The sequence below is a fragment of the Mesorhizobium sp. CA7 genome, assembly GCF_020165015.1.
In the GTDB taxonomy this organism is placed as follows: Bacteria; Pseudomonadota; Alphaproteobacteria; order Rhizobiales; family Rhizobiaceae; genus Mesorhizobium.
On sequence record NZ_JAIUHH010000015.1, the window covers coordinates 16,413 to 37,936 of the forward strand.

Annotated in this window: 21 protein-coding genes; 12 read left to right on the forward strand and 9 right to left on the reverse strand. The window is 63.7% G+C overall.

Annotated features, from left to right (window positions below; translation table 11 throughout):
* Window positions 1-12: 12 nt before the first annotated feature.
* The 3 genes from LB552_RS22115 to LB552_RS22125 all read right to left on the reverse strand — a co-directional run bounded on the left by LB552_RS22115 (window position 13) and on the right by LB552_RS22125 (window position 2,184).
* A complete protein-coding gene (locus LB552_RS22115) occupies window positions 13-642 on the reverse strand; it encodes a glutathione S-transferase family protein (protein ID WP_140840581.1) in 630 nt (209 codons plus the stop codon).
* A 124-nt stretch (window positions 643-766) separates the two neighbouring features.
* A complete protein-coding gene (locus LB552_RS22120; protein WP_224610246.1) occupies window positions 767-1,864 on the reverse strand; it encodes a flavin-containing monooxygenase in 1,098 nt (365 codons plus the stop codon).
* Between the two features lie 86 nt (window positions 1,865-1,950).
* A complete protein-coding gene (locus LB552_RS22125) occupies window positions 1,951-2,184 on the reverse strand; it encodes a hypothetical protein (RefSeq protein WP_224610248.1) in 234 nt (77 codons plus the stop codon).
* Window positions 2,185-2,296: 112 nt separating this feature from the next.
* Here LB552_RS22125 and LB552_RS22130 point away from each other — a divergent pair, with 112 nt between their 5' ends.
* From LB552_RS22130 to LB552_RS22155, 6 genes are all read left to right on the forward strand, one after another.
* A complete protein-coding gene (locus tag LB552_RS22130; RefSeq protein ID WP_224610250.1) occupies window positions 2,297-2,896 on the forward strand; it encodes a DUF922 domain-containing Zn-dependent protease in 600 nt (199 codons plus the stop codon).
* A gap of 180 nt (window positions 2,897-3,076) precedes the next feature.
* Window positions 3,077-4,096: a hypothetical protein gene (locus tag LB552_RS22135; RefSeq protein WP_224610252.1), complete on the forward strand. Its 1,020-nt coding sequence runs from the start codon at window positions 3,077-3,079 to the stop codon at window positions 4,094-4,096.
* A 273-nt stretch (window positions 4,097-4,369) separates the two neighbouring features.
* Window positions 4,370-5,446, forward strand: coding sequence for an ABC transporter ATP-binding protein (locus LB552_RS22140; RefSeq protein WP_224610254.1), 1,077 nt, complete (start codon window positions 4,370-4,372; stop codon window positions 5,444-5,446).
* A 36-nt stretch (window positions 5,447-5,482) separates the two neighbouring features.
* Window positions 5,483-6,808 carry an ABC transporter substrate-binding protein gene (locus LB552_RS22145; RefSeq protein WP_140699586.1) on the forward strand — a complete coding sequence of 442 codons (1,326 nt, stop codon included), beginning with the start codon at window positions 5,483-5,485 and terminating at the stop codon, window positions 6,806-6,808.
* Window positions 6,809-6,906: 98 nt separating this feature from the next.
* On the forward strand, window positions 6,907-7,845 hold the full coding sequence (locus LB552_RS22150; protein ID WP_224610256.1) for a carbohydrate ABC transporter permease: 939 nt from the start codon (window positions 6,907-6,909) through the stop codon (window positions 7,843-7,845).
* Between the two features lies 1 nt (window position 7,846).
* Window positions 7,847-8,740, forward strand: coding sequence for a carbohydrate ABC transporter permease (locus LB552_RS22155; protein ID WP_140544608.1), 894 nt, complete (start codon window positions 7,847-7,849; stop codon window positions 8,738-8,740).
* Window positions 8,741-8,785: 45 nt separating this feature from the next.
* Here the strand turns inward: LB552_RS22155 and LB552_RS22160 are convergent, their stop codons facing one another.
* Window positions 8,786-10,228: a LuxR C-terminal-related transcriptional regulator gene (locus LB552_RS22160; protein WP_224610258.1), complete on the reverse strand. Its 1,443-nt coding sequence runs from the start codon at window positions 10,226-10,228 to the stop codon at window positions 8,786-8,788.
* Window positions 10,229-10,394: 166 nt separating this feature from the next.
* On the opposite strand from LB552_RS22160, the gene LB552_RS22165 reads away from it, so the two are divergent.
* Window positions 10,395-10,646: a DUF1127 domain-containing protein gene (locus LB552_RS22165; protein WP_224610260.1), complete on the forward strand. Its 252-nt coding sequence runs from the start codon at window positions 10,395-10,397 to the stop codon at window positions 10,644-10,646.
* Between the two features lie 3 nt (window positions 10,647-10,649).
* On the opposite strand, the gene LB552_RS22170 is transcribed toward LB552_RS22165, so the two are convergent.
* Window positions 10,650-11,069: a VOC family protein gene (locus tag LB552_RS22170; protein ID WP_224610262.1), complete on the reverse strand. Its 420-nt coding sequence runs from the start codon at window positions 11,067-11,069 to the stop codon at window positions 10,650-10,652.
* A 258-nt stretch (window positions 11,070-11,327) separates the two neighbouring features.
* On the opposite strand from LB552_RS22170, the gene LB552_RS22175 reads away from it, so the two are divergent.
* Complete coding sequence (locus LB552_RS22175) at window positions 11,328-12,536, forward strand: MFS transporter (RefSeq protein WP_224610264.1); 1,209 nt, start codon at window positions 11,328-11,330, stop codon at window positions 12,534-12,536.
* 47 nt (window positions 12,537-12,583) lie between these two features.
* Here the strand turns inward: LB552_RS22175 and LB552_RS22180 are convergent, their stop codons facing one another.
* The gene (locus LB552_RS22180) at window positions 12,584-14,815 is read right to left on the reverse strand and encodes a cation:proton antiporter (protein ID WP_224610393.1); all 2,232 of its coding nucleotides are present in this window, start codon (window positions 14,813-14,815) and stop codon (window positions 12,584-12,586) included.
* Window positions 14,816-15,252: 437 nt separating this feature from the next.
* Between LB552_RS22180 and LB552_RS22185 the strand changes: the two genes are divergently transcribed.
* Together LB552_RS22185 and LB552_RS22190 are read left to right on the forward strand one after the other, a co-directional pair.
* The gene (locus LB552_RS22185; protein WP_224610266.1) at window positions 15,253-15,471 is read left to right on the forward strand and encodes a hypothetical protein; all 219 of its coding nucleotides are present in this window, start codon (window positions 15,253-15,255) and stop codon (window positions 15,469-15,471) included.
* A gap of 103 nt (window positions 15,472-15,574) precedes the next feature.
* A complete protein-coding gene (locus LB552_RS22190; protein WP_224610268.1) occupies window positions 15,575-16,357 on the forward strand; it encodes a DUF2270 domain-containing protein in 783 nt (260 codons plus the stop codon).
* Between the two features lie 110 nt (window positions 16,358-16,467).
* Here LB552_RS22190 and LB552_RS22195 read toward each other — a convergent pair whose 3' ends face one another.
* Entirely contained in the window at window positions 16,468-17,067 is a 600-nt protein-coding gene (locus LB552_RS22195; protein ID WP_224610270.1) for a sulfotransferase family protein, read from the reverse strand.
* A gap of 22 nt (window positions 17,068-17,089) precedes the next feature.
* Window positions 17,090-17,989 carry a VOC family protein gene (locus LB552_RS22200; RefSeq protein WP_224529514.1) on the reverse strand — a complete coding sequence of 300 codons (900 nt, stop codon included), beginning with the start codon at window positions 17,987-17,989 and terminating at the stop codon, window positions 17,090-17,092.
* A gap of 145 nt (window positions 17,990-18,134) precedes the next feature.
* Between LB552_RS22200 and LB552_RS22205 the strand changes: the two genes are divergently transcribed.
* Together LB552_RS22205 and LB552_RS22210 are read left to right on the forward strand one after the other, a co-directional pair.
* Window positions 18,135-18,434: a hypothetical protein gene (locus LB552_RS22205; protein WP_095768322.1), complete on the forward strand. Its 300-nt coding sequence runs from the start codon at window positions 18,135-18,137 to the stop codon at window positions 18,432-18,434.
* A gap of 549 nt (window positions 18,435-18,983) precedes the next feature.
* Window positions 18,984-20,579, forward strand: coding sequence for an alpha/beta fold hydrolase (locus LB552_RS22210; RefSeq protein WP_224610272.1), 1,596 nt, complete (start codon window positions 18,984-18,986; stop codon window positions 20,577-20,579).
* An 87-nt stretch (window positions 20,580-20,666) separates the two neighbouring features.
* Here the strand turns inward: LB552_RS22210 and LB552_RS22215 are convergent, their stop codons facing one another.
* The gene (locus LB552_RS22215; RefSeq protein WP_224610274.1) at window positions 20,667-21,497 is read right to left on the reverse strand and encodes an aldo/keto reductase; all 831 of its coding nucleotides are present in this window, start codon (window positions 21,495-21,497) and stop codon (window positions 20,667-20,669) included.
* Window positions 21,498-21,524 lie beyond the last annotated feature (27 nt).

A 21,524-nucleotide genomic window follows, 5' to 3' on the forward strand; every position in this document is an offset into this window, starting at 1 on the left:
TGTTCCGGCGGCTCAGGCGTGCGAATGCGGATCGATGCTGTAAGGATGCACAGGATAATCCGGGCCGATCGTCTCGCTGACGCGTCCCATCCAAGCATCGACAGCGGGATAGTCGGCGAGCGAGAAACCGCAGTCCTCGGCTCGGTGGCTGTAGGCGTAGACGGCGATGTCGGCGATGGTGAGCGCGTTGCCGACCAGGAATTGCGTGTCGGCCAGGCTGCGCTCCAGCGCGCCAAGCGCGCGCACGCCCGCCTCGCGCTTGCCGGCAACCATCGCCTGGTTACGCTCCAGCCGACCGGTCAGCGTCCAGTAGCGCAACGAGCCGATGACCGGCTCGATATGGTACTGCTCGAAGAACAGCCATTGCATCACCTTGGCGCGGGCAAAGCGGTCCGACGGAAGGTAGGGTGTGCCCTCGGCGAGATAGGCGAGGATCGCGTTCGACTCGGCGATCGCCTCGCCATTGTCCAGCCCGAGCACCGGAACTGCGCCTGCCGGGTTGAGCTTCAGGAACGTCTCGGTGCGGCACTCGCCCTCGAAGATCGAGATGATGCGGGTGTCGTAGGCGATGCCGAGCAGCCCGAGCAGGACGCGAACCTTCCAGGCATTTTGCGACGGGAGATAATCGTAGAGCGTGAGCATGGAGTGCATTCCTCGCTGGTGGATTGGCTTGCCATGCGGCGAATGACGGCGCCACCCGATTCAGGCGGGGCGCAGATCAACGCAGAAAGGTCTGCGCCGTGACGGAACTCGGCCGCGTGAACCCTCACCGTCTCGCAATATCCTTCGCCACCGCCTGCGCCTCGATGCCGATTTCGCGCAACAGGCCGGTGACCGGATTGTAGAAGCCGACGAGATAGACGCCGAGCTCCGTCGCGCGGGCGTTCACGCCGCTCTTGTCCGGCCTGAGCTCCGCCGGCAGGAAGCTGTCATAGGCCGGGCGGTAGCCGGTGGCGAAAATAGCCGCGTCGAATTTCTTCTCCAACCCGTCGGCGAATTTCACACCGTCCGGGGTGAAGCTTGCGATATCCGGTGCGATGCCGATCCGGCCGGCCTTGATCGCCGCCACCGTGCCGACGTCGATCACCGGAATGCGGCCGGCTTCGATCCCCTGGATGATGCCCTGCCGCGGCCGCACGATGCCGTATCTCTCCAGCCGGCCCAGCGCCAGATCGAGGATCTTTGGGAACACCCAGTCGTTCAGCGCCTGCGGCATTGCCCGGCTGGCGATCCCCACCATCTGGATCGGCACGCCGAACAGCTGGCGCGGCACGATGTGGACGCCCTTGCGCACCGAGATTGTGGGCCTGGCGCCGCTTTCAGCCAGGTCGAGCGCGATCTCCGCGCCCGTATTGCCCATGCCGACGACCAGCACGTCCTTGCCGACATAAGGCGCGGCCTCGGTATAGGCGGCGCTGTGCAGCACCTTGCCCTTGAAGGCTTCGATGCCCGGGAAGTTTGGTGTGATCGGCTCGGCATTGTTGCCGGTGGCCACCACCACTTTGCGGGCATTGAACAGCCCGGCATCGGTCTGGACCAGCAGACGCTCGCCTTCACGGCTGACCGATTTGACGGTGACGCCGAAGCGCGGCCTGAGCCCGAAACGCCCGGCATAGGCATCGAGATAAGCGACCACCTTCTCGCGCGGCACGTAGCGCGGGTGGCTTTTTGGGAACGGCACGAAGGGCAGCGACGAGAAGGATTTCACCGTGTGCAGGTGCAGCCGCCGGTAATGCCGCCGCCAGGCGGGCGCCACCTCATTGGCCCTTTCAAGGATGATGAAGTCCTGCCCCGCCTGTTTGAGGCAGGCAGCAACGGCGAGCCCGGCAGGACCGGCGCCGACGATGACGACATTGGTATCCAAATGGCTTTCCTCCCGCCAAAGCGGCAAAAACTATGACAGGAGGAGTTCGAGGGGCAAGTAGGGAGAAGCACCTACAGGCAGCCGCCCTACTCCATCGCGCCCGGTGCCTCGGGCTCATCCTCGGGCGGTTCGAGGATCTCGATCAGTTTCGCCACACGGGCGCCGGGCATGGCGCGGCCTTCATTGACCAGCGCCTCGTCGGCGCCGATCCAGGCGAAGGCCTCGCGCAATTCCTCGAGGCTGGCGCCGGTGAGCGCGATATCGGCGATGACGGCCTCGTCGACCGGTCCAAGCACGGAAATGATCTCGTTGCGGGTCATCTTGTCCTTCCCCATGGGTCGATTGCCCAGGAAAACGATCGACCGGTGAAGCCGGTTCCGAAAATCCGCGGGCCGGCTTCTACCAAACGAGGCCCAATGCTATGGCTCGCCCATGAAGCCCGCCCTCCTCCTCGCCGCCCTGCTTTCGTCCACGCCGGCGCTCGCCGATTGGAAACCTATCGAGAAAATCGAGACTTATGCCGTCTCGGGCGAAAGCGCGGAGCAGCTCTATCTCTCGATCGGCAAGAAAGGCCCAGTGATCGGCAAGGATTCGGCCGGCAACGAACGGCGCGTCATCGCGCATACTTTCTTCAAGCTGACCTGGCAGCGCGACTACCAGCCGCAAGGCGACGCCTGCGTGCTGAGGACGGCGCGGCCGAAGCTGATCATCACCTACACGCTGCCCAAGCCGGCGGGGAAACTTGGCTCAGCCTTGCAAACGCGCTGGGACGCCTTCGCCGCCGGGCTGATCGCGCATGAGAAGGTGCATGGCGCCGGCATCGTCGACATGGTGCACAAGATCGTCGCCTTCAGCACCGGCCTCACTGCCCAGAACGATCCCGGCTGCAAGAAGGTCCGGGCGGAGCTGACAGCCTATCTCGACCAGCTCTCCAAGGCGCAGCGCCAGGGCAGCCGCGATTTCGACAAGATCGAGTTCGGGCAGGAGGGCAACATGCTGAAGCTGATCGCGACGTTTCTGGGCGGAGGCTAGCCTAGCGGGAAGAGCTGCGGAGCCGGTACAGCGATTTCAACAAAGGAGCCGGAGCTAAGCCTTAGAAAACGCGAGCGCGAGATTTGCTTGGCAACTCTAAGTCTTCTTTCCGGCCCTCTGGTTGAACTTGGAACTCCGGTGTAGTCTGCCGACGGCGACAACTGTGGGGCTTCGGGGCAAGTGTCGAGATTTCTGCGCTATTTTTTGGGCATGCTGTTGGCCATTGTCGCCGGCGCTTCAGCCGTTCGGGCCGAGGAAATGCCGAAGCCAGACCCCTCCTGCGCCGACGTCGACAGGTTTTACGATCAGTTCAACCGGCCAATGTACTATTCCATCATGACATATCAACTGAAAGATGATGGATCGCTCAAGCTTTTCCAAGACCTCCGTGTCGTCAACGGCCATTACTACACGCGCTACTCTTTCTCAGAAAAATGGCTGGCGCATGGTTTGGCAGATTTTTCGTCCATGAGCCGCATGGGACCGGTCTTTACGTCCTGCAAGCTGACGGGCAAAGAGGACAACCTACTGCACTATTCAGCAACATGGCACGAGTTTCCCTATGCCGCCGATGCGGAACTGTGGGTCAGCGAAGACAGCCGTAGGCTTGCCAAGATAATACGTCGCTATCCAGATCGACTGTGGCAGTTTCCCTTTGCCACCGCGGTAGAGCTTTACGAATATGACGACGAAAGCGAGCGCGTGCCGGATCCATCGTGCGCCAATGTAAACAAGGCATATGATGGGGAAAACCGCCCCCGGCAATATTCAATTGCTGAATACGAACTGAAGGACGACGGATCGACCACGCCCCATGGCGAGTTTAGGATCGATGATGGTGAATATTACACCAAGCCTCCCGGGTCAGCCGGTTGGGTGAAAGGCGGTCCGATAATTTTTCGGACCGTTGACGGGCTCGGCCCGAGGTTTATCTCCTGCAAATTGGTCGCTGAAGAATCTTCCGCGTCTGGAAAGCTCCTTCACTACGCAGCGATCTGGCAAAAGGCTGGCTTCGGGGCGGCTAGTGATATCTGGGTAAGCCAGGACGGCTCCAGGCTGATCAAGCTGGTTCGACACTTTGCCGAAAACGGTCGACGGCCGCCCTATCCTGTCATCCTCGAGATCTATGACTACGCACCACTTCCTCATGGTGTGGATGTGAGGGATAAATCTGCCACCTCGGCGACCAAGCCGCACTAACGCCCAGACTGGGTGGCCGCCAGCGACTGGCTGGATCCACTTCGCTTCAGGGCGGCCTTCGCTCAACTGTCTTCAGCGACGAAAGTAAGCAAGGCGCGCCGCCGCTTTACAGGCGGATGTGGTAGCGCTACCGTTTCACAGTCGCGTGACCCGGGGGGAGCTGGGGCAAACGTCGCCGACGCCAGTGGTGGGTGCTTGCCGGCATCCGTTTCAGCCACACCTTGATTGGAACGGCTCCCCGCGAGATTCGCAGGGACCATCGGGAGGAGTTCGATGGCGTCTGTCGCGATTGGCGATGTATACAAATCGTTCGGGGCCACCCAGATCCTGCATGGCGTCAGCGTCGACATAGACGACGGCGAGTTCGTCACGCTGGTCGGACCCTCAGGCTGCGGAAAATCGACTCTCCTCAGGATGATAGCCGGCCTGGAAAAGATTTCGCGCGGCCATATCTCGATCGGCAGCCGTATCGTCAACGACGTTGCGCCGAAGGAGCGCGACGTCGCCATGGTCTTCCAGAACTACGCGCTCTATCCGCACATGACGGTTGCCGAGAACATGGCGTTCTCGCTCATGCTCAAGGGCGTCCCGAAGGCTGAAAGCGATGCCGGGGTGAAACGGGCGGCCGAAATCCTCGGGCTGGTGCCGCTTCTGTCGCGCTATCCCCGCCAGCTTTCGGGCGGCCAGCGCCAGCGCGTCGCCATGGGCCGGGCAATCGTGCGCAATCCGCAGGTGTTCCTGTTTGACGAGCCGCTCAGCAATCTCGACGCCAAGCTGAGGGTGCAGATGCGGGCCGAAATCAAGGAACTGCACCAGCGGCTGAAGACCACGACGGTCTATGTCACCCACGACCAGATCGAGGCTATGACCATGGCGGACAAGATCGTGGTCATGCATGACGGCCTCGTCGAGCAGATCGGACCGCCGCTCGAGCTCTACGACCGACCAAACAACCTGTTCGTGGCAAGCTTTATCGGCTCGCCCGCCATGAACCTGCTCAAGGGCGCATTCGCCAATGATGGCCCACCGTCGTTCAGGGGTGCAGGAGGCATTTCCGTGCCTTTGCGGAAGCCTCCCTCCATCGGCAACGGCGAAGCCATGGTGCTCGGAGTACGACCCGAGCATCTGCGGCTGGCCGACGATGGTATTCCAGTCAAGGTGGCGGTGATCGAGCCGACCGGGTCGGAAGTGCAGATCATCGGCCGCACGGTCGGCGGGGAGGACATCGTCGCCAATTTCCGCGAGCGCCATTCCTTCGCGCCGGGAGAAACCATTCGGCTGTCGGTCGACCCCGGTCCGATCCACCTGTTCCACGGCGAGACCGGCAAGCGAATCGAGACGGCGCGATAAAACCAGGCAACGGCAGAGCAACAGGAGGAAACGAGTATGAAGTTCACCAGACGCGATGTAATCCGCACGACCGCAGCCGCGGCGGCCGGAGCCCTGGGCAGCCGCTTCGTCGGCTCGAGCGCATTCGCCCAGGAAGGCGTGACCTACAAGCCCGAGGAAGGCGCCAAGCTCAGGCTGCTGCGCTGGTCGCCCTTCGTGCAGGGCGACGAGGACCAGTGGCTGAAGAATACCAAGCGGTTCACCGAGGCGACGGGCGTGGAGGTGCGCGTCGACAAGGAAAGCTGGGAAGACATCCGTCCCAAGGCGGCGGTCGCCGCCAATGTCGGCTCCGGCCCCGACCTGATGTTCGTCTGGTTCGACGACCCGCACCAGTATCCCGACAAGCTGCTCGATGTGACGGAACTGGGTGATTATCTCGGCAAGAAGTATGGCGGCTGGTACGACGGCCCGAAACAATATGCCACGCGCGAGGGCAAGTTCATCGGCTTGCCGCTGGCCACCATCGGCAACGCCATCGTCTACCGCGAAAGCTGGGTCAAGGAGGCAGGCTTCTCCGAATTCCCAAAGGACACGGCCAGTTTCCTGGAACTTTGCAAGGCGTTGAAGGCGAAAGGCCATCCCGCCGGCTTCACCCACGGCCACGGCGTCGGCGACGGCAACAATTACGCGCATTGGCTGCTGTGGAGCCACGGCGGCCAGATGGTCGACGAAGCCGGCAAGGTAACGATCAACAGTCCGGAGACGCTCAAGGCGATCCAGTATGCGCAGGAGCTCTACAAGACCTTCATCCCCGGCACCGAAAGCTGGCTCGACGTCAACAACAACCGCGCATTCCTGGCCGGGGAAGTGAGCGTGATCGCCAACGGCATCTCGGCCTACAACACAGCGAAGATCAACAAGGACAAGGACCCGAAGCTGGCCGAGATCGCCAAGGACATCCGCACGACCAACATGCCGATCGGGCCGGTCGGGAAATCGGTCGAGCTTTTCCAGGTGACCACGGCCGTCATCTTCAACTACACGCCCTACCCCAATGCCGCCAAAGCCTATCTGCAGTTCATGTTTGAGGACCCGCAAATGTCCGACTGGATCACTTCGTCGGCGGGCTATTGCTGCCAGACGCTGAAAGCCTTCGACAACAACCCGGTTTGGAAGGCCGACCCCAACAATGCAGCCTACGCGAAAGCCTCGGCGACGCTGCGCCCCAACGGCTACGCCGGGCCGCTCGGCTATGCATCCGCCGCGACAATGGCTGACTACGTGCTGGTGGACATGTTCGCCAAGGCGGTGACGGGCCAGGCGACGCCGCAGGAAGCGATGGAGGAGGCCGAAAAACGCGCCAATCGCTACTACCGCGTCTGATCCTGGCGCAGTTTGAAGCAGGATGACCGCGCTTTGCGGCTTACTCGAGCCAAGCGCGGTCAGCCACAGTTCCACCCGCATAAGAAGGAGCCCGCGCCATGGCCGTGCCGTCCGTTGCCGTTCAGACGCGCCCGTCGATCCGTTCGAGGCTCGCCGAGAGCAGGAACGTTCTCGGCTTCGGCTTCATGCTGCCGGCGGCGGCGCTGCTCCTGGTCTTTCTCACCTATCCGCTCGGGCTCGGTGTCTGGCTCGGCTTCACCGACACGCGCATCGGCCGGCCGGGCATCTTCATCGGCGTCGAGAACTACGAATATCTGTGGAGCGACAGCGTCTTCTGGCTCTCGGTGTTCAACACGCTGCTCTACACGGTCAGCGCTTCGATCCTAAAATTCGTGCTCGGCCTCTGGCTGGCTCTCATCCTCAACGAGAAGCTGCCCTTCAAGTCGTTCTTCCGCGCCGTCGTGCTGCTGCCCTGGGTCGTACCGACGGTGCTCTCGGCCATTGCCTTCTGGTGGATCTACGACTCGCAGTTTTCGATCCTGTCCTGGGCGTTGCAGCAGATGGGCCTGATCGACCACCGCATCAATTTTCTCGGTGACCCGACCAATGCGCGCGCCTCGGTCATCGCGGCCAATGTGTGGCGCGGCATTCCCTTTGTCGCCATCACGCTGCTTGCCGGGCTGCAGACCATTCCGCAATCGCTCTACGAGGCCGCTACGCTCGACGGCGCCAGCCGGTGGCAGCTGTTCCGCTACGTGACCCTGCCGTTGCTGACGCCGATCATAGCCATCACGATGACGTTTTCGGTTCTGTTCACCTTCACCGATTTCCAGCTGATCTACGTGCTGACCCGCGGCGGGCCGGTGAACGCCACGCATTTGATGGCGACATTGTCCTTCCAGCGCGGTATTGCGGGCGGCCAACTGGGCGAAGGCGCGGCAATCGCGGTTGCCATGATTCCCTTCCTGCTGGCCGCGATCCTGTTCAGCTATTTCGGACTGCAACGGCGCAGATGGCAGCAAGGCGGCGGAGACTGACATGGCCGCGATCAAGGAAGTCGAGCGCCTGGAGACCGACGAAGGCGGCATGGGATACCTGCAAAGCCTGCCGCGACGGGTGGTGACGGTCTACCTGCCGCTGCTGGTGTTTCTGATCGTTCTCCTGTTCCCCTTCTACTGGATGACGATCACGGCGGTTAAGCCCAATATCGAGATGACCGATTATGTGAACTACAATCCGTTCTGGGTCGTGCATCCGACGCTGGAACACATACGCTATTTGCTCTTCGAGACTTCCTATCCAGGTTGGTTGCTCAACACGATCATCATTTCGACCGCCGCAACTTTCCTGTCGCTGGCGGCTGCCGTGCTTGCCGCGTATGCGATCGAGCGGTTGAGGTTTTCGGGGGCACGGCAGGTTGGCCTTGCCGTCTTCCTCGCCTATCTCGTGCCGCCCTCTATCCTGTTCATTCCGCTGTCCGTGATGGTGTTCAATCTCGGTCTTTACGACACGCCGTTCGCGCTGATCCTCACCTATCCGACCTTCCTCATCCCGTTCTGCACCTGGCTTCTGATGGGCTACTTCCGCTCGATCCCCTTCGAGTTGGAGGAATGCGCGCTCATCGATGGCGCGAGCCGCTGGCAGATCCTCACCAAGATCGTGCTGCCGCTGTCGGTTCCCGGCCTGATCTCGGCCGGCATCTTCGCCTTCACCTTGTCCTGGAATGAGTTCATCTATGCGCTGACCTTCATCCAGTCTTCGGAGAAGAAGACGGTGCCGGTCGGCGTGCTCACCGAACTCGTTCGCTCCGACGTCTATGAATGGGGCGCGCTCATGGCCGGCGCGCTGATCGGGTCGCTGCCGGTGGTGGTGCTCTATTCCTTTTTCGTCGAGCACTATGTTTCATCGATGACTGGCGCGGTGAAGGAATAGAAGTGCATCAGCGCCTGGCACGTGGCGTCGGGCTTGTGACCGGGGCTAGCAGAGCGGCACCAACTTCGCCGCTTCGCGGATGGCTCGCGCGGCGCCCGGAATGCTGACCGGATAGCCAGAGATGAAGCCCTCGACCGAGAAGCTGGGGAATTCGGTGCGCAGACGGTCCGCGATGGCTGCGGCCTCGCGAGCTTCGCCTAGTGTTGCGTGGGCAAGCATCAGGAAGATCAGCACGTGCGGCGAATCCGGCGTGCTCCGTCGCAGCGCGGCTATGGCTTCCCGGTGCCTGCCGGCCGTGAACAGGACGCGCCCCTGCATGCCGAAATACCAGGGCGGGGCAAGCGGATTGAGTCGCATGGCGCGCTCGATGAGCGGGATGGCTTCCGCCGGATCGCCGGCGACCAGCGCCTTGCTGCCGGCAAGCAGCGCCAGCGTGTCGGCATGATTGGAACCGCATTCGAAGGCGCGCCGGTGCGCCCTTTCAGCTGCCTCCAAATCGCCCAGGCAACCCATGAGGTCGCCGAAGCAGTTGTGCGCAGTGCTATCGCTCGGATCGAGCCGCAGCGCATTCTCGGCCGCCCAGCGCCATTTGGCGATCGAGGCGCTCAGATTGTCTCCGAAGCCGTTGCATGCCTCGATCGAATAGGCGTAGGCAAGTTCGGTCCAGGCCTTGACCAGGGTCGGGTCAAGTTCGAGCGCGCGTGAAAACAGCCTGATGGCTTCCCTGTTGCCGCTGCGGCTGAAGGTGTTGTGCTGCTCGACGCCCAGCAGATAGCAGTCATAGGCGCGCAGGCTGGCCGGCGGCTTGCGAAGGATTGCATTGCGGCCGACCGTGGCGATCGCTCCGAAACAGCCGGCAAGCACGTTGATCACGCTTTCGGTCAAGCTGTCCTGCAGCGCGAAGATGTCCTCGACGGGCCGGTCGAAGCGTTCGCTCCACAGGCTGACGCCGGTTCGCGCATCGGCCAGCTCCATCGTGAGCCGCACTCGCTGGGTGTCGGCGCGCAACTGACCGGACAGAAGATAGGCCGCGCCCAGGGCCTTGCCGTCGGCAGTGAAATCGGCCGGCTTGCTGCCCAGCGCCTTCATGGTGTGGAAGGCAATGACCGGCAGATCCGCGTAGCGCGCAAGGTCGATGGTGATGTCGGATGACAGCCCGCGAGCAAAGCGGCGCCATTGCTCGTCGGCGCTCAGGCATTCGATGGGAAATATCGCAAGGACCGGCGAAGTGTCGGGCACGGTCGGCATGGCTGTGACGGCGTTGATATGCATGGCGAGCGCGACCTTGCTGCGGACGCCGAGCTTTTCGTAGATCGCGGCGAGGTGGGTGCGCACGGTGGATGGCGCGATGAACAGCGCCTCGCCGATCTCGCGATAGGTCAGGCCAGCCGCGAACCTTTCCGCCACCGCACGCTCGCGCTCGGACAAGGCCGGCACAGGCTGGCGCGCTGAAAGCGCGGCCGGTATGGACGCAGCGTCGTGATTCATCTCAATTCCCTGCCCGCGGACGGCGACATTATCAACGCCCCGCCCCCCGCAAAATACTACAAATGCAGGACCCAAAACACTGCATGCAGCCGATGGATCGACCGAGCGTGGCGGTTCAGGCTCCCGGCGTGCCCTCGATGAGGGCCGTTCTTCCGAGGAGCCAACGATGAAACCCATATTGAACACGATTTCCGATTTTTACGGCGCCGTGCAGCTCGACCTCCGCGACCCGCCGGCCGGAGAAAGCTTGACGCGTCATCCCGGGGTGTTGGGCCTTTTAGCCGTGTGGCACGAACGAGCCTGCTTCCGCGAGGAGCTGGCGCTCAAGGCGCGCTATACGCCATATCTGATCGGCGATATCGGTCTGACCATGGACGAGGTGCGGGAGGAGCTCGCTAAACCGTTCTGGCGCCGATAGGCCTCAGAAACTCACCACCACCGCATCCGCGTTCCGCTTCGCCTGGCCATGAAACACCGCCTCGATGTTGTTGCCGTCGGGATCGAGCAGGAAGCAGGCATAGTAGCCGGGGTGGTAGGGGCGTTCGCCCGGCGCGCCATTGTCCTTGCCGCCGGCGGCGAGCCCGGCCTGGTAGAAGGCTTCGACCATGGCGCGGTCCTTCGCCTGGAAGGCGAGATGGTGACGGCCGGTGAGCACGCCTTGGGCGGAACGGCTGTCGGGGGTCGAGACGAACAGCTCGTCGGCCCAGAAATGGTCCTCAGCGCCACCGCCGATCGGGATGCCCAGCACTTCGAACAGGCTGCTGTAGAAACGCCGGCTGGCCTCGATGTCGCGCACCACCAGGTGAAGGTGATCGATGAGCCGGCCGCGATAGAGTTCCATGGGATGCTCCTGGTTGAGAGGCTAAATCTAGATGGGGCTGGTGTGCGGTCAATGACGGGTACTGCCGGCTGCTGACACTTCAGCCACTCGGAGACAGCGCCTGGGACAACGAAATCGGCCCTCAAAAAAATCCGGATAAAAAATGCAACCAGATTGTAGGATCGGCTCCCGCTCCGGCGTCCTTCGGACGCAAGCGGCCCGGTGGACTGGAAAAACCGTGCCGCATCAAACAGGATGCCTTATGGCATGGAGAAAACCATGAACCATTCTTATCGTTGGGTCATCGTCGCGGCCGGCGCGCTGATGACCTGCGTGGCGCTCGGCGCCATGTTTTCGCTGGCGATCTTTCTGGAGCCGATGTCGCTCGACACGAACTGGTCGCGCACCGGCATTTCCAGCGCCATGACCTTGAATTTCCTGGTGATGGGTCTGGGCGGCTTCGCCTGGGGCGCGATCTATGACCGGGTCGGCGCCAGGCCCGTGGTGCTTGCGGGCGCGGTGCTGCTTGGATTGTCGCTGGTGGTGGCGAGCCGGGCGACCTCGCTGCTGGTCTTCCAGCTCAGCTACGGCGTCATCGTCGGGCTGGCGGCCAGCGCCTTCTTCGCGCCGATGATCGCGCTCACCACCGCCTGGTTCGAAACCAATCGCAGCCTCGCCGTCTCGCTGGTCTCGGCCGGCATGGGCGTGGCGCCGATGACGATCTCGCCCTTCGCCCGCTGGCTGATCACGGCCTATGACTGGCGCACCGCCATGTTCGACATCGGCGTCATGGCCTGGGTGCTCCTGTTGCCCGCCGTCTTGCTGGTGCGCCAGCCACCGGCGGCGGTCGCAGCCAGCGACGGCACGCCGGCGCCGGTCACCGACGATCCAGGCATGAGCGTCGGCCAGGCGCTGCGCTCGCCGCAATTCATCGTGCTGGGCCTCACCTTCTTCGCCTGCTGCGCGGCGCATTCGGGCCCGATCTTCCACATGGTGAGCTATGCCATGTCCTGCGGTGTGGCGCCGATGGCGGCCGTGTCGATCTACAGCGTCGAGGGGCTGGCCGGCCTTGGCGGGCGCGTGCTCTACGGCGTGCTCGGCGACCGGCTGGGCGTCAAGCCTGTGCTGGTCGCCGGGCTTGCTATCCAGGGCCTGGTGATCGCCGCTTATCTCACCGTCGGCCAGCTCGAGCAGTTCTACCTTCTGGCCGTCATCTTCGGCGCCACCTATGGCGGCGTGATGCCGCTTTATGCGGTGCTGGCGCGCGAATATTTCGGCCTGCGCATCATCGGCACCGTCCTCGGCGCGGCCACGATGCTCTCCAGCCTCGGCATGTCGCTCGGGCCGCTCGCCGGCGGCATGATCTACGACGCCACTGCCAGCTATCGCTGGCTGTTCATCGGCTCGGCGCTGATCGGGTTGGGCGCGGCCGGCATCGCAATCGCCTTCCCGCCGCAGCCGAGCCGGCAGAAACTGCAGATGGCTTGAGAACTGCTGATGGTCTCCCCCCTTGTGGGGGAGATTAGCCAGTCCTCTCACCCCGTGCCCGTGCCCGTGCGTACCGCCTCGCGGTCGCTCTCGTCGCGCTTGACCCGCTCGTCGGAGATCAGCACCACCGGGCATGGGCTGCGCTGCAGGACGGCCGTCGTCGTCTCGCCGAAGATCAGTTCCTCGCCCTGGCGCCGAGCCACGCCCATGACGATCAACGCCACGTTGCGGCCGGCCTGGCGGGCGATGGCGTCGGCGGCGGCGGCTCTGCTGCGGATCGCCGTCTCGATCTCGACGCCGTAGCGGTCGGCAAGCGCGACGATGTCCTTCAGCACGGCTTCCCTGCGGCGGTGCGAGACGGTGTCGCGAAGCTCGTCGCGGCCGGCCCGTGCGACATAGAGCGTCTTGACGGGCGCGCCGGTGACGGCGGCGACGGCCAAAGCCAACTCGGCGCCGCGCCGGGCAACGGCCGTGCCGTTGACCGGCACCAGTATCTTGCCCGATCGCGGGCCGAGCCGAGGCATCTGGCGGCCGGCGGTGGCCGGCTTCAACACCAGGCAGAGCGGCCCGTCGAAGGCGCCGGCGACCTCGTTCAGCCGATGCGAGAAGGCCCCTTTGGAAGTGACGGCGCGGCCGAGGCCGACGAGCAGCATGCCGTAGCCCTTGCGCGCCTCCTTGGTGACAGCTTCGGCCGAGAGCTCCTCATGCTGGCGGCGGGTGACCGGGGCCTCGCGCACCGGCGTCTCGTCGCCTTGCTTCGCCGCCTCACGGCTGTCTTCGGCGCCTTTCTCGATTTCCTCCAGATGCAACCCTTCGGTCGGTTCGGCATCGGTCTCGCCGCTCGAATGCAGCACCGTCATCGGCTTGCCGGCGCCGATGACGCCGGCGAGATAGGCGGCGAAGCGTCCGACGATACCCTCGTCGACCACAACCAGCAGCCGCTCCAGATTGGCGACGAATCCGCGCTGGTCGATCTCCTCGCGCTCCAGTCTTTTCTGCTCGCCCTCGCCCATCGGCAGGCGGCGCAGCGCCCAGCGCAATGTCGGCGGCATGGCCAAGGTGGTGATGACCGCCATGGTGACGATCATGGTGAAGAGGTTGTGCGACAGCACGCCCATCGACAGGCCGATCGAGGCGACGATGACCTCCGTGGAACCGCGCGCGTTCATGCCGCAGCCCACCGCGACGCCCTCGGCGCGGCTCATGCCGGCGACCTCGGCGCCGATGAAGGCGCCGCCGAACTTGCCGATGCTGGCGATGATGACCAGCGCTACCGTCAGTAGCGCAAGCTGAGGATCGAGAAGCACAGTGAGGTCTGCGGATAGTCCGGCGACGCCGAAAAACACCGGCATAAAAAGGGCGGTGATGATGCCACGCAGCTGCCCTTCGATGTGGCGCGACAGGATTGGCGACTCGCCGACCAAGATGCCTGCGACGAAGGCGCCGAGCACGGTGTGCACGCCGATCAGATCGGTGATCAAGGCCATGGCGCCCATGATGGCGAGGATGACGGTGACGACCGCATATTCGGAGCGGAAAGTGTCGTTGGTCCAGCGGATGGCGTCGAAGACGATGCGGCGCCCGAGCGTGAAGGAAAACGCCATGAAGAGGGCGACGCCGGCAACCGTGAAGGCCAGGTTGCCGATCTGGATCCGCCCCTGGGTGGCGATGCCGATGGTGATGGCGATGATCACCCAGCCGATCGTGTCCTCGATGATGGCCGACGAGACGATGATCTGGCCGAGGTCGCGGCGCATGAAGTTCATATCGCGCACCACCATGGCGACGATCTTGACCGAGGAGATGGAGAGCGCGGTGCCGAGGAACAGCCCGGCGACGATGCGTTCGCTGCCTGCGGCAAGCAGCGTGGCCGGCATGAACTGGGCGGCGACGAAGCCGAGCGCGAAGGGCACCGCCACGCCGGCGGCCGAAATGGAAAAACAGGCGCGGCCGACGCGGCGCACGAGCCGCAGATCCGTTTCCATGCCGGTGAGCAGGAGCAGCATCAACACGCCCAGCTGGGCGATGGCGTTGATCATCGACTTTTGCGAGGCGTCACCGGCAAAGACCAGCCGCTCGGCCGCCGGCCAGACCCAGCCAAGCAGCGAAGGCCCAAGCAGGATGCCGCCGATCAGCTGTCCCATCACCGCCGGCTGGCCCAGGATTTCCAGAACCTCGCCGATGCCGCGACCGACGACAAGGAGCAGGATGAGTTCGGCGACGAAAATGCCTTCCGAGGACATGCCGGTCTTCTCGGCGGCGAAGGCGACGACGGGCATCAGCAGAAGCGCAGCGGCGGCTAACACGACCGACCGGCGCCGATTGAGTATTTTGGACAAGCTGTCTCCCCTCGATTTCGCGTCATAACGGTTTGGCCGGTGGTTCGGTTGCACGGCGTCGGAGCTGCCAATCTTCCCCTCGTGGGGAGATGTCCGGCAGGACAGAGGGGGTGCGAAGGAACGCGGCTTCACAGCCAGAAGCGTTAACATCTGCAGGTCCGGCATGGGACATGCAGCAAGAGAGACAGGCAGAAGTTGGTACTCTACGGCGCCCCCTCTGCCCTGCCGGGCATCTCCCCCACAGGGACCCACGGGGGGAAGATCCGCAGTTCCGGCGCCGTTTCCTACAATTCTAATCAAATGCCACCGCGGATTTTTGCTTCCCGGTAAAGCGACTCGGCGATGTTCGCGCCGTGGCGGGCAATAAGGAGAAGCTAATGAAAAGCGACTTTGCCGCCGCCCACCTGCACCTCGACCGGGCTTGCCATTACCTGCGCGGCGACGATGAAACGAGCCGCGCGGCGCTTGCGGCGCTCGACCTTGTGATCGAGGCAGTGGCGGCAGCCCAGCATGCCAGGCCGATGGCCGATGTGCTGCTCTTTCCACGGCGCGCGAACGGTGGTGTCCCCCGCTTGCAACCTGACTTATCCGCCTGAAAAGGCGGGAACATTCCGGCCGGCCGCACGTTGAAGCGACAGGGGTGTGGCCGGTCGATGTCAAGGCGAGGACCGGCCATGGCGGCGGGAGGCGCCCGGCAGAATGGCCCAGACGAATGCCGCAAAATCCACAGATGCAGCTGTGGCAAGGCCGACAGAGACGGCTGCGCCGGCAAGATCCACCGAGAAGGCCGCGCCGCCGCGCGCTTCCGACACGCTGGCGCTGAAGCTCAGCTCTCCTGAATTCACCACGACGCTGTCGCATTTCCATCGCGCCGAGATCGCGCGCATGGCCGGCTGGCGCGACCGACTCGACCGCACCAGCAACTGGGCGATCACGGTGGTGGCGGCGATGCTGTCGGTATCGCTGTCGACGCCCAGCGCGCATCATGGCGTGCTTTTGTTCGCCATGCTCCTGATCACGCTGCTGTTGTGGATCGAGGCGAGGCGCTACCGCTTCTTCGACGTCTACCGCGCCCGTGTGCGGCAATTCGAGCGCTACTACTTCGCGCAGATCTTTTCGCCGCAGCCGGACTATGCTTCCAACTGGCTCGCGATCCTCGGCGAAGGCCTGCGCTCGCCGCGTTTCCTGATCACGCAGCGCGCGGCGCTGATCCGCCGGCTGCGCCGCAACTACATCTTCATGTACACGATCCTGCTGCTTGCCTGGATCCTGAAGATCACCACGCCGAGCCTGTCGCGCGAAGGCTCTCCCATCGGCTTCGGCGCCTCGCTCGTCGACACGTTCCGGGTGGCGACGCTCGGCCCGATTCCCGGCGTCGTCGTCGTGTGCGGCGTGGCCGGCTGCTACCTCGCGCTGCTCGCCGCGGCGTTCCTGGTCCGCGCCGATGACGGCGAGCTGTCCTTCGGCGACGTGCATGTGTGAGGGAAGGGAGTAGGGAGTAAGGAGTAAGTTTGCGATGGGAGTTCGCGGCGTCTACGTGGCCTGAGACTCTTGACCTACTCCCCTACTCCCCTACTCCCCTACTCCCTCACCTACAGCGACAGCGCCGTCCGAAACCCCTGGGTCGAATTGCGGGCGGGATAAGGCTCTTCCGGCACGGGAACGCCTAGATGGGCGCAAAGCGGGGGCCAGCCGTCGCCGAGCTTGTGGACCAGCAGACGTTCGGCCGGCACGGTATTCAGCACCGCCTCGACATTGTCCCGATAGATCGCGATCGCGTAGGCGCGATCCTGCGGGCGGCCGTCAAAAGCCTGTTTCGAAATGAGCGAGATGCCGAGCGACTCCTGGTCCGTGCTGCCGACGATCGCCGGCAGGATGGTTTTTTCGAAACTCTCCCACCAGCTTTCAGGCGAGCGCCAGGTCAGGATGACGCGCGCCTGCGGATAGATTTCGATCAGCTCGCGCCAGTAATGCGCCGAGGGCCAGTCGACGCAGGATTTATAACCAGCAAAGAGCTTGTCCCAGTCGGGCGAGGCGCCCTTGGCCAGCGCCCGCCAGAGCAGCTTCTGCTCCTCATGCGCCATCACCTCCGACATATGATGGCAAGGGCCGAAACCCAGCATGGTCAGCGCCTCGCGCATCGAATCCGTCCCGGTCCGGCCGAAGCCGGTTCCAATCACCTTGAGCGACATTTCCCCTCCTCCTTCGTTGCGATCAATCTCCCTGGACCACGAGCCGCAGGCGGTTGCCTTCCGGATCGGCGGTCGAGATAATGCGACCGTCCCTTTTCACCGGTATGTCGGCCGCTTCGAGCCTGCGCTCCACGGCGGCGAGCTCCTGCGCGGAGCCAAGCTCGATGGTGAAATGGTCGAGGCCGGCTGCACCCGGCGGCGGCTCGCGCAGCTCGTCGCGCGCCCAGATGTTGAAGGCCACCATATGGGCGCGGCGCGCCGTGCCGCAGTCGAACATGCCGAAAGTCCGGGACTGGATATGCGGCCGGAAGCCGAGCACCCCGAGATAGAATTTCATCAGCATCTCGGGCGCGCGGGCGCGCAAATGGATGTGGCCGATAAAGGCTTCCTGCGCCATCTTCGGCTCGATATGGCCGGAATTGCCGAGGTCGCGCAGCAAGCCCGATACGTCCAGCGGCTCGAGCCCCGAATGCCCGCTGCCGTCGGTGGCAATCAGCGTCACGCGGCCATTGGGCGACACGTTGCGGCGCAGCAAGCGCTGCGGCGTGTCGAAGCAGATCTCGATGCCGTTACCGGAGGGGTCGGAGACATAGAGCGATTCCGAAACCAGGTGATCCTGGGCGCTAAACCGTAGGCCAGATGCCTTGAGGCGGGCGGCCGTATGCGCGAGATCGCGGCGGCTGGTGATATGGATGGCGACGTGGAAGAGATCGCGCGCCTTCTGCGGCAGCGGTGCCTCCGCGCCGGCATGGAGCACGATCAGCGTCCGGCCGCCGGCGCCAAGCTTCGCCATGGTGGCGTCCTCGCCAAGCAGCGCCAACCCAAGCGCGTCGCGCCAAACATTCAAGGCCGCCGGCACGTCGGTCACCTTGAGATGGACCGGCCCGAGACGGGTCACCGGAGACAGCAATCCATCATCCATCGTCGTCTGTCCGATTGCGGCCAATGACATATTAGCTGTGAACGAATTGCCTGTCGCGCTCCAAGTTCGGGTTGACCCCTTCCCGGCGGGCGGCGACTATTGCGACGGCCGGTTTTCTGGAATTGGTTCAGCAGGAGGAGATCGCATGGACGAGACCGAACAGTGGCGCAATATGGCGAGCGCGCCGCGGGACGGCAGCCGCATCCTGGTGACGGTGCGTTCCTCCGAGCAGGGGCCGGCCGAGGTCGACATGGCCTACTGGTCGCGCGCCGACCAGTTCGGCGAGGAAGGCTGGCGGGCGTCGGACTCCTCGCCCGGCCGCATCGTCGAATATGCAGAACCGGAACTCAGATGCTGGATGCCGCTGCCGACCGCAGGACGCGGGACAATGCCCAGCCCGTGGGAGGGAGATGACGTGCCGCTGGTGGACGGGGAGGGAATTTAAGGTCAAGCCCGACGTGGCTCGGAAGGCCGGCTTTCAAAGCCGAAAGGAGGCGGGTCCTCGCCCGGCATGCCGGCGAGAGAGCGCTGCACGGGCCGACGCTGCCACGGCAAAAAGCCTGCTCACGAGCATTGGTAGACTTATCCTGGGAGCGCCGGGCAACCGTTGCGCTAACTGCTGCTCCAAGTACCGCGCCTGGGCGATGTCGTGACGAAAGATTGCGGGTAGGCCTTGGAGCCGGTAGAAACCGTCATCTTGCCGGAAGGGCCAGTCGGTCGGGCTGAATGGCAGCATTGAGGTTCTCCCACGTTTCAGGTTCGGCCAACTCTCTGGCGCGACCGTGATAAAGCTGGAGATGGCAGCGTGATCGAAACGTGAAAAAGACCGCTTGGGACAGATAGCGGTTGAATTACCAGGGGCGAAGCGAAAGAATTGCCATAATCGTGGCCGGGGCCGAACTCAATGAAAGGGCCTCATCTTTATCTTCTGGGCGGATTTGATCTCGCCGGTACTGGCGCGGCTGCTCCAACCTTGAGCCGCAAGGCACGGGCGATGATGGCCTATCTCGCGCTGCAAGCCGGACAGGCACAATCGCGCGAGAAGCTGGCCGCCCTGCTCTGGAGCCTGAATGGCGAAACCCAGGCCCGGATGAGCCTCAGGCAAGCCGTTTCGGCCATCCGAAAGGCCATGCATAAGTGCGGCAGCGGACGGTTTCTGACAGACGGCGCCAGTGTCGGCCTGTATCTCGACGAGATCGACTTCGATGTCGCCCGGTTCGAGACGCTTGCGACAGGATCCTCGCCCGAACACCTCGAGCAGGCACTCGTCGTCTACCGCGGCGACCTGCTCGACGGTCTTGGCGTGAAAGAGGAGCCGTTCGAAGATTGGCTTCGAATTGAACGCGAGCGCCTGAGAACGATCGCGGTTGCAGCGCTGGACAGGCTGGTGGCGCATTACAGCGCGTCGAACGACCTTTCATCCTGTGCGCGGACGGCTGCGCGACTGCTCGCAATGGAGCCTCTGCGCGAAGATATCCACCGGGCATTGATGAGGGCCTATGCCGCGCAGGGCCGCATCAACCTTGCTCTTAAACAGTATGAGCTCTGCCGTGAGGCGCTGGAGAGAGATCTTGGGCTGCAGCCAGAATTGGAAACGCGCCAACTGTACGAGGCTCTGCGGACACGCCGGATGAGTTCATCGCCTCACTCGACACGTCCGGTTGCGGCCGCCGAGCCGGCGGCCGGTTCGGGGGCAAATGCCGATGGGAGCCTTTCCGGCGGCGAGCCGATGCCGCCGACCACCCACTACGTCAAATCGGCAGGAATCAACATCGCCTATCAGGTGACCGGCGAAGGGCCGATTGACCTCATATACGTGCCCGGCTGGGTCTCCAATCTCGACCTTGCCTGGGGCTCGCCGCGCTTCGCGCATGTGCTCAAGCGGCTCGGCACCTTTTCACGCCTGATCCGATTCGACAAACGCGGCACCGGTCTATCCGACCGCAATGTCGGCCTGCCGACGCTGGAAGAGCGCATGGAGGATGTGCGTGCGGTGCTGGACGCAGTCGGCTCCACCCGAGCGGTGCTGTTCGGCAGCTCGGAGGGCGGTCCGATGTGCATGCTTTTCGCCGCCACCTATCCCGAGCGTACGTCCGCGCTGGTGCTTAACGGAACCTACGCCAAGGGCACTTGGTCAAAAGAGTATCCCTGGGCCAGAACTGTGGCGCAGGTGGACGACGACGTAGCGGCCGTCGAGAGACAATGGGGCAAGCCAGCCGACATGAGCAACGCAGCGCCGAGCCTGACCGAAAACATGGTCGAACGCGAATGGTTCGCCGCCTATCTCAGGAATTCGGCCTCGCCCGCCGATGCAATCGCGCTCTGGCGCTGGGGTACCGAAGTCGACGTTCGCGACATCCTGCCGGCGATCCGCGTGCCGACGCTGATCGTGCAGAGGACGGGCGACCGCTGGGTACGCCCAGAGGAAGGGCGTTACTTGGCAACCCACATCCAAGGCGCCAAATACGTCGAGCTGGCCGGGAGAGACCACGTGATCTGGGGTGAAGATTGCGACAGTCTGGTTGACGAGATACGAAGCTTCGTCACCGGATCGACATCCCGAAAGACCATCTCTGCGCTCACCGGATGAGCGGCGGCATGTCGTCGGCAGAACTGCTATTTCCCAATCCGTGGGAAGGTTGGCGGTTCCGACTCCGCGCCAAAAGGAGCGCAGCCCTCAGAACAAGAACGCCGCCGTGGCCGGATCGGGTCCCGTCCGGCCGTCGGCCGAATCCAGACCGTGAACGGTCTGCATGTCGTCCGCGTCCAGCTCGAAGCCGAAGATGTCGAAATTGCCGGCGATGCGCTCCCGGTGGATCGACTTCGGAATGACGACCAGCCCCTCCTGCAGGTGCCAGCGGATGATGACCTGCGCCACCGACTTGCCGTGCTTCTTCGCGATCTTCTCCAGCGTCGGATCGGCCAGCAGCCGGCCGCTGCCCAGCGGGCTCCAGCTCTCGATACGGATGTTGTGCCTGGCGTGAAAATCGCGCTTGTCACGCTGCTGGAAGCGCGGATGCAATTCGATCTGGTTGACGACCGGCGTCACGCCGGTCTCGCCGATGATGCGCTCCAGATGGTCCTGGTTGAAGTTCGAGACGCCGACAGACTTGATACGGCCGGCCTTCCGCAGTTCGACCAGCGTCTTCCAGGCCTCGACATATTTGTTCTGGCTGGGCACCGGCCAGTGGATGAGGAAAAGGTCGATCTGGTCAATGCCCAGCTTCTGCATCGTATCGTCGAAGGCGCGCAGCGCCGCGTCACGCTGATGCGCGCCGTTGCGCAGCTTGGAGGTAATGAACAGCTCGGCGCGCGGGACGCCGGCAGCAACGATCGCCTCGCCGACGCCTTCCTCGTTCCGATAACCCTCGGCGGTGTCGATCAGCCGGTAGCCGGCCTCGATGCCCCAGCGCACGACCTTGGCCGTGATCTCCGGATCGACCTGCCAGACGCCCAGCCCGATCTGCGGGATGGTGGCGCCGTCGTTCAATTTGAGCTTTTCGGGCATGGGAGGTTCCTTTTGGAAGGGAGGGTG

Excerpts from the sequence above, each read along its gene's own strand:
- LB552_RS22115 (WP_140840581.1), bottom strand. The coding sequence starts at position 642 with ATGCTCACGCTCTACGATTATCTCCCGTCGCAAAATGCCTGGAAGGTT.
- LB552_RS22125 (WP_224610248.1), bottom strand. The coding sequence starts at position 2,184 with ATGACCCGCAACGAGATCATTTCCGTGCTTGGACCGGTCGACGAGGCC.
- LB552_RS22130 (WP_224610250.1), top strand. The coding sequence starts at position 2,297 with ATGAAGCCCGCCCTCCTCCTCGCCGCCCTGCTTTCGTCCACGCCGGCG.
- LB552_RS22140 (WP_224610254.1), top strand. The coding sequence starts at position 4,370 with ATGGCGTCTGTCGCGATTGGCGATGTATACAAATCGTTCGGGGCCACC.
- LB552_RS22145 (WP_140699586.1), top strand. The coding sequence starts at position 5,483 with ATGAAGTTCACCAGACGCGATGTAATCCGCACGACCGCAGCCGCGGCG.
- LB552_RS22150 (WP_224610256.1), top strand. The coding sequence starts at position 6,907 with ATGGCCGTGCCGTCCGTTGCCGTTCAGACGCGCCCGTCGATCCGTTCG.
- LB552_RS22155 (WP_140544608.1), top strand. The coding sequence starts at position 7,847 with ATGGCCGCGATCAAGGAAGTCGAGCGCCTGGAGACCGACGAAGGCGGC.
- LB552_RS22160 (WP_224610258.1), bottom strand. The coding sequence starts at position 10,228 with ATGAATCACGACGCTGCGTCCATACCGGCCGCGCTTTCAGCGCGCCAG.
- LB552_RS22165 (WP_224610260.1), top strand. The coding sequence starts at position 10,395 with ATGAAACCCATATTGAACACGATTTCCGATTTTTACGGCGCCGTGCAG.
- LB552_RS22170 (WP_224610262.1), bottom strand. The coding sequence starts at position 11,069 with ATGGAACTCTATCGCGGCCGGCTCATCGATCACCTTCACCTGGTGGTG.
- LB552_RS22175 (WP_224610264.1), top strand. The coding sequence starts at position 11,328 with ATGAACCATTCTTATCGTTGGGTCATCGTCGCGGCCGGCGCGCTGATG.
- LB552_RS22180 (WP_224610393.1), bottom strand. The coding sequence starts at position 14,815 with ATGCCCGTCGTCGCCTTCGCCGCCGAGAAGACCGGCATGTCCTCGGAA.
- LB552_RS22185 (WP_224610266.1), top strand. The coding sequence starts at position 15,253 with ATGAAAAGCGACTTTGCCGCCGCCCACCTGCACCTCGACCGGGCTTGC.
- LB552_RS22190 (WP_224610268.1), top strand. The coding sequence starts at position 15,575 with ATGGCCCAGACGAATGCCGCAAAATCCACAGATGCAGCTGTGGCAAGG.
- LB552_RS22195 (WP_224610270.1), bottom strand. The coding sequence starts at position 17,067 with ATGTCGCTCAAGGTGATTGGAACCGGCTTCGGCCGGACCGGGACGGAT.
- LB552_RS22200 (WP_224529514.1), bottom strand. The coding sequence starts at position 17,989 with ATGGATGATGGATTGCTGTCTCCGGTGACCCGTCTCGGGCCGGTCCAT.
- LB552_RS22205 (WP_095768322.1), top strand. The coding sequence starts at position 18,135 with ATGGACGAGACCGAACAGTGGCGCAATATGGCGAGCGCGCCGCGGGAC.
- LB552_RS22210 (WP_224610272.1), top strand. The coding sequence starts at position 18,984 with ATGATGGCCTATCTCGCGCTGCAAGCCGGACAGGCACAATCGCGCGAG.
- LB552_RS22215 (WP_224610274.1), bottom strand. The coding sequence starts at position 21,497 with ATGCCCGAAAAGCTCAAATTGAACGACGGCGCCACCATCCCGCAGATC.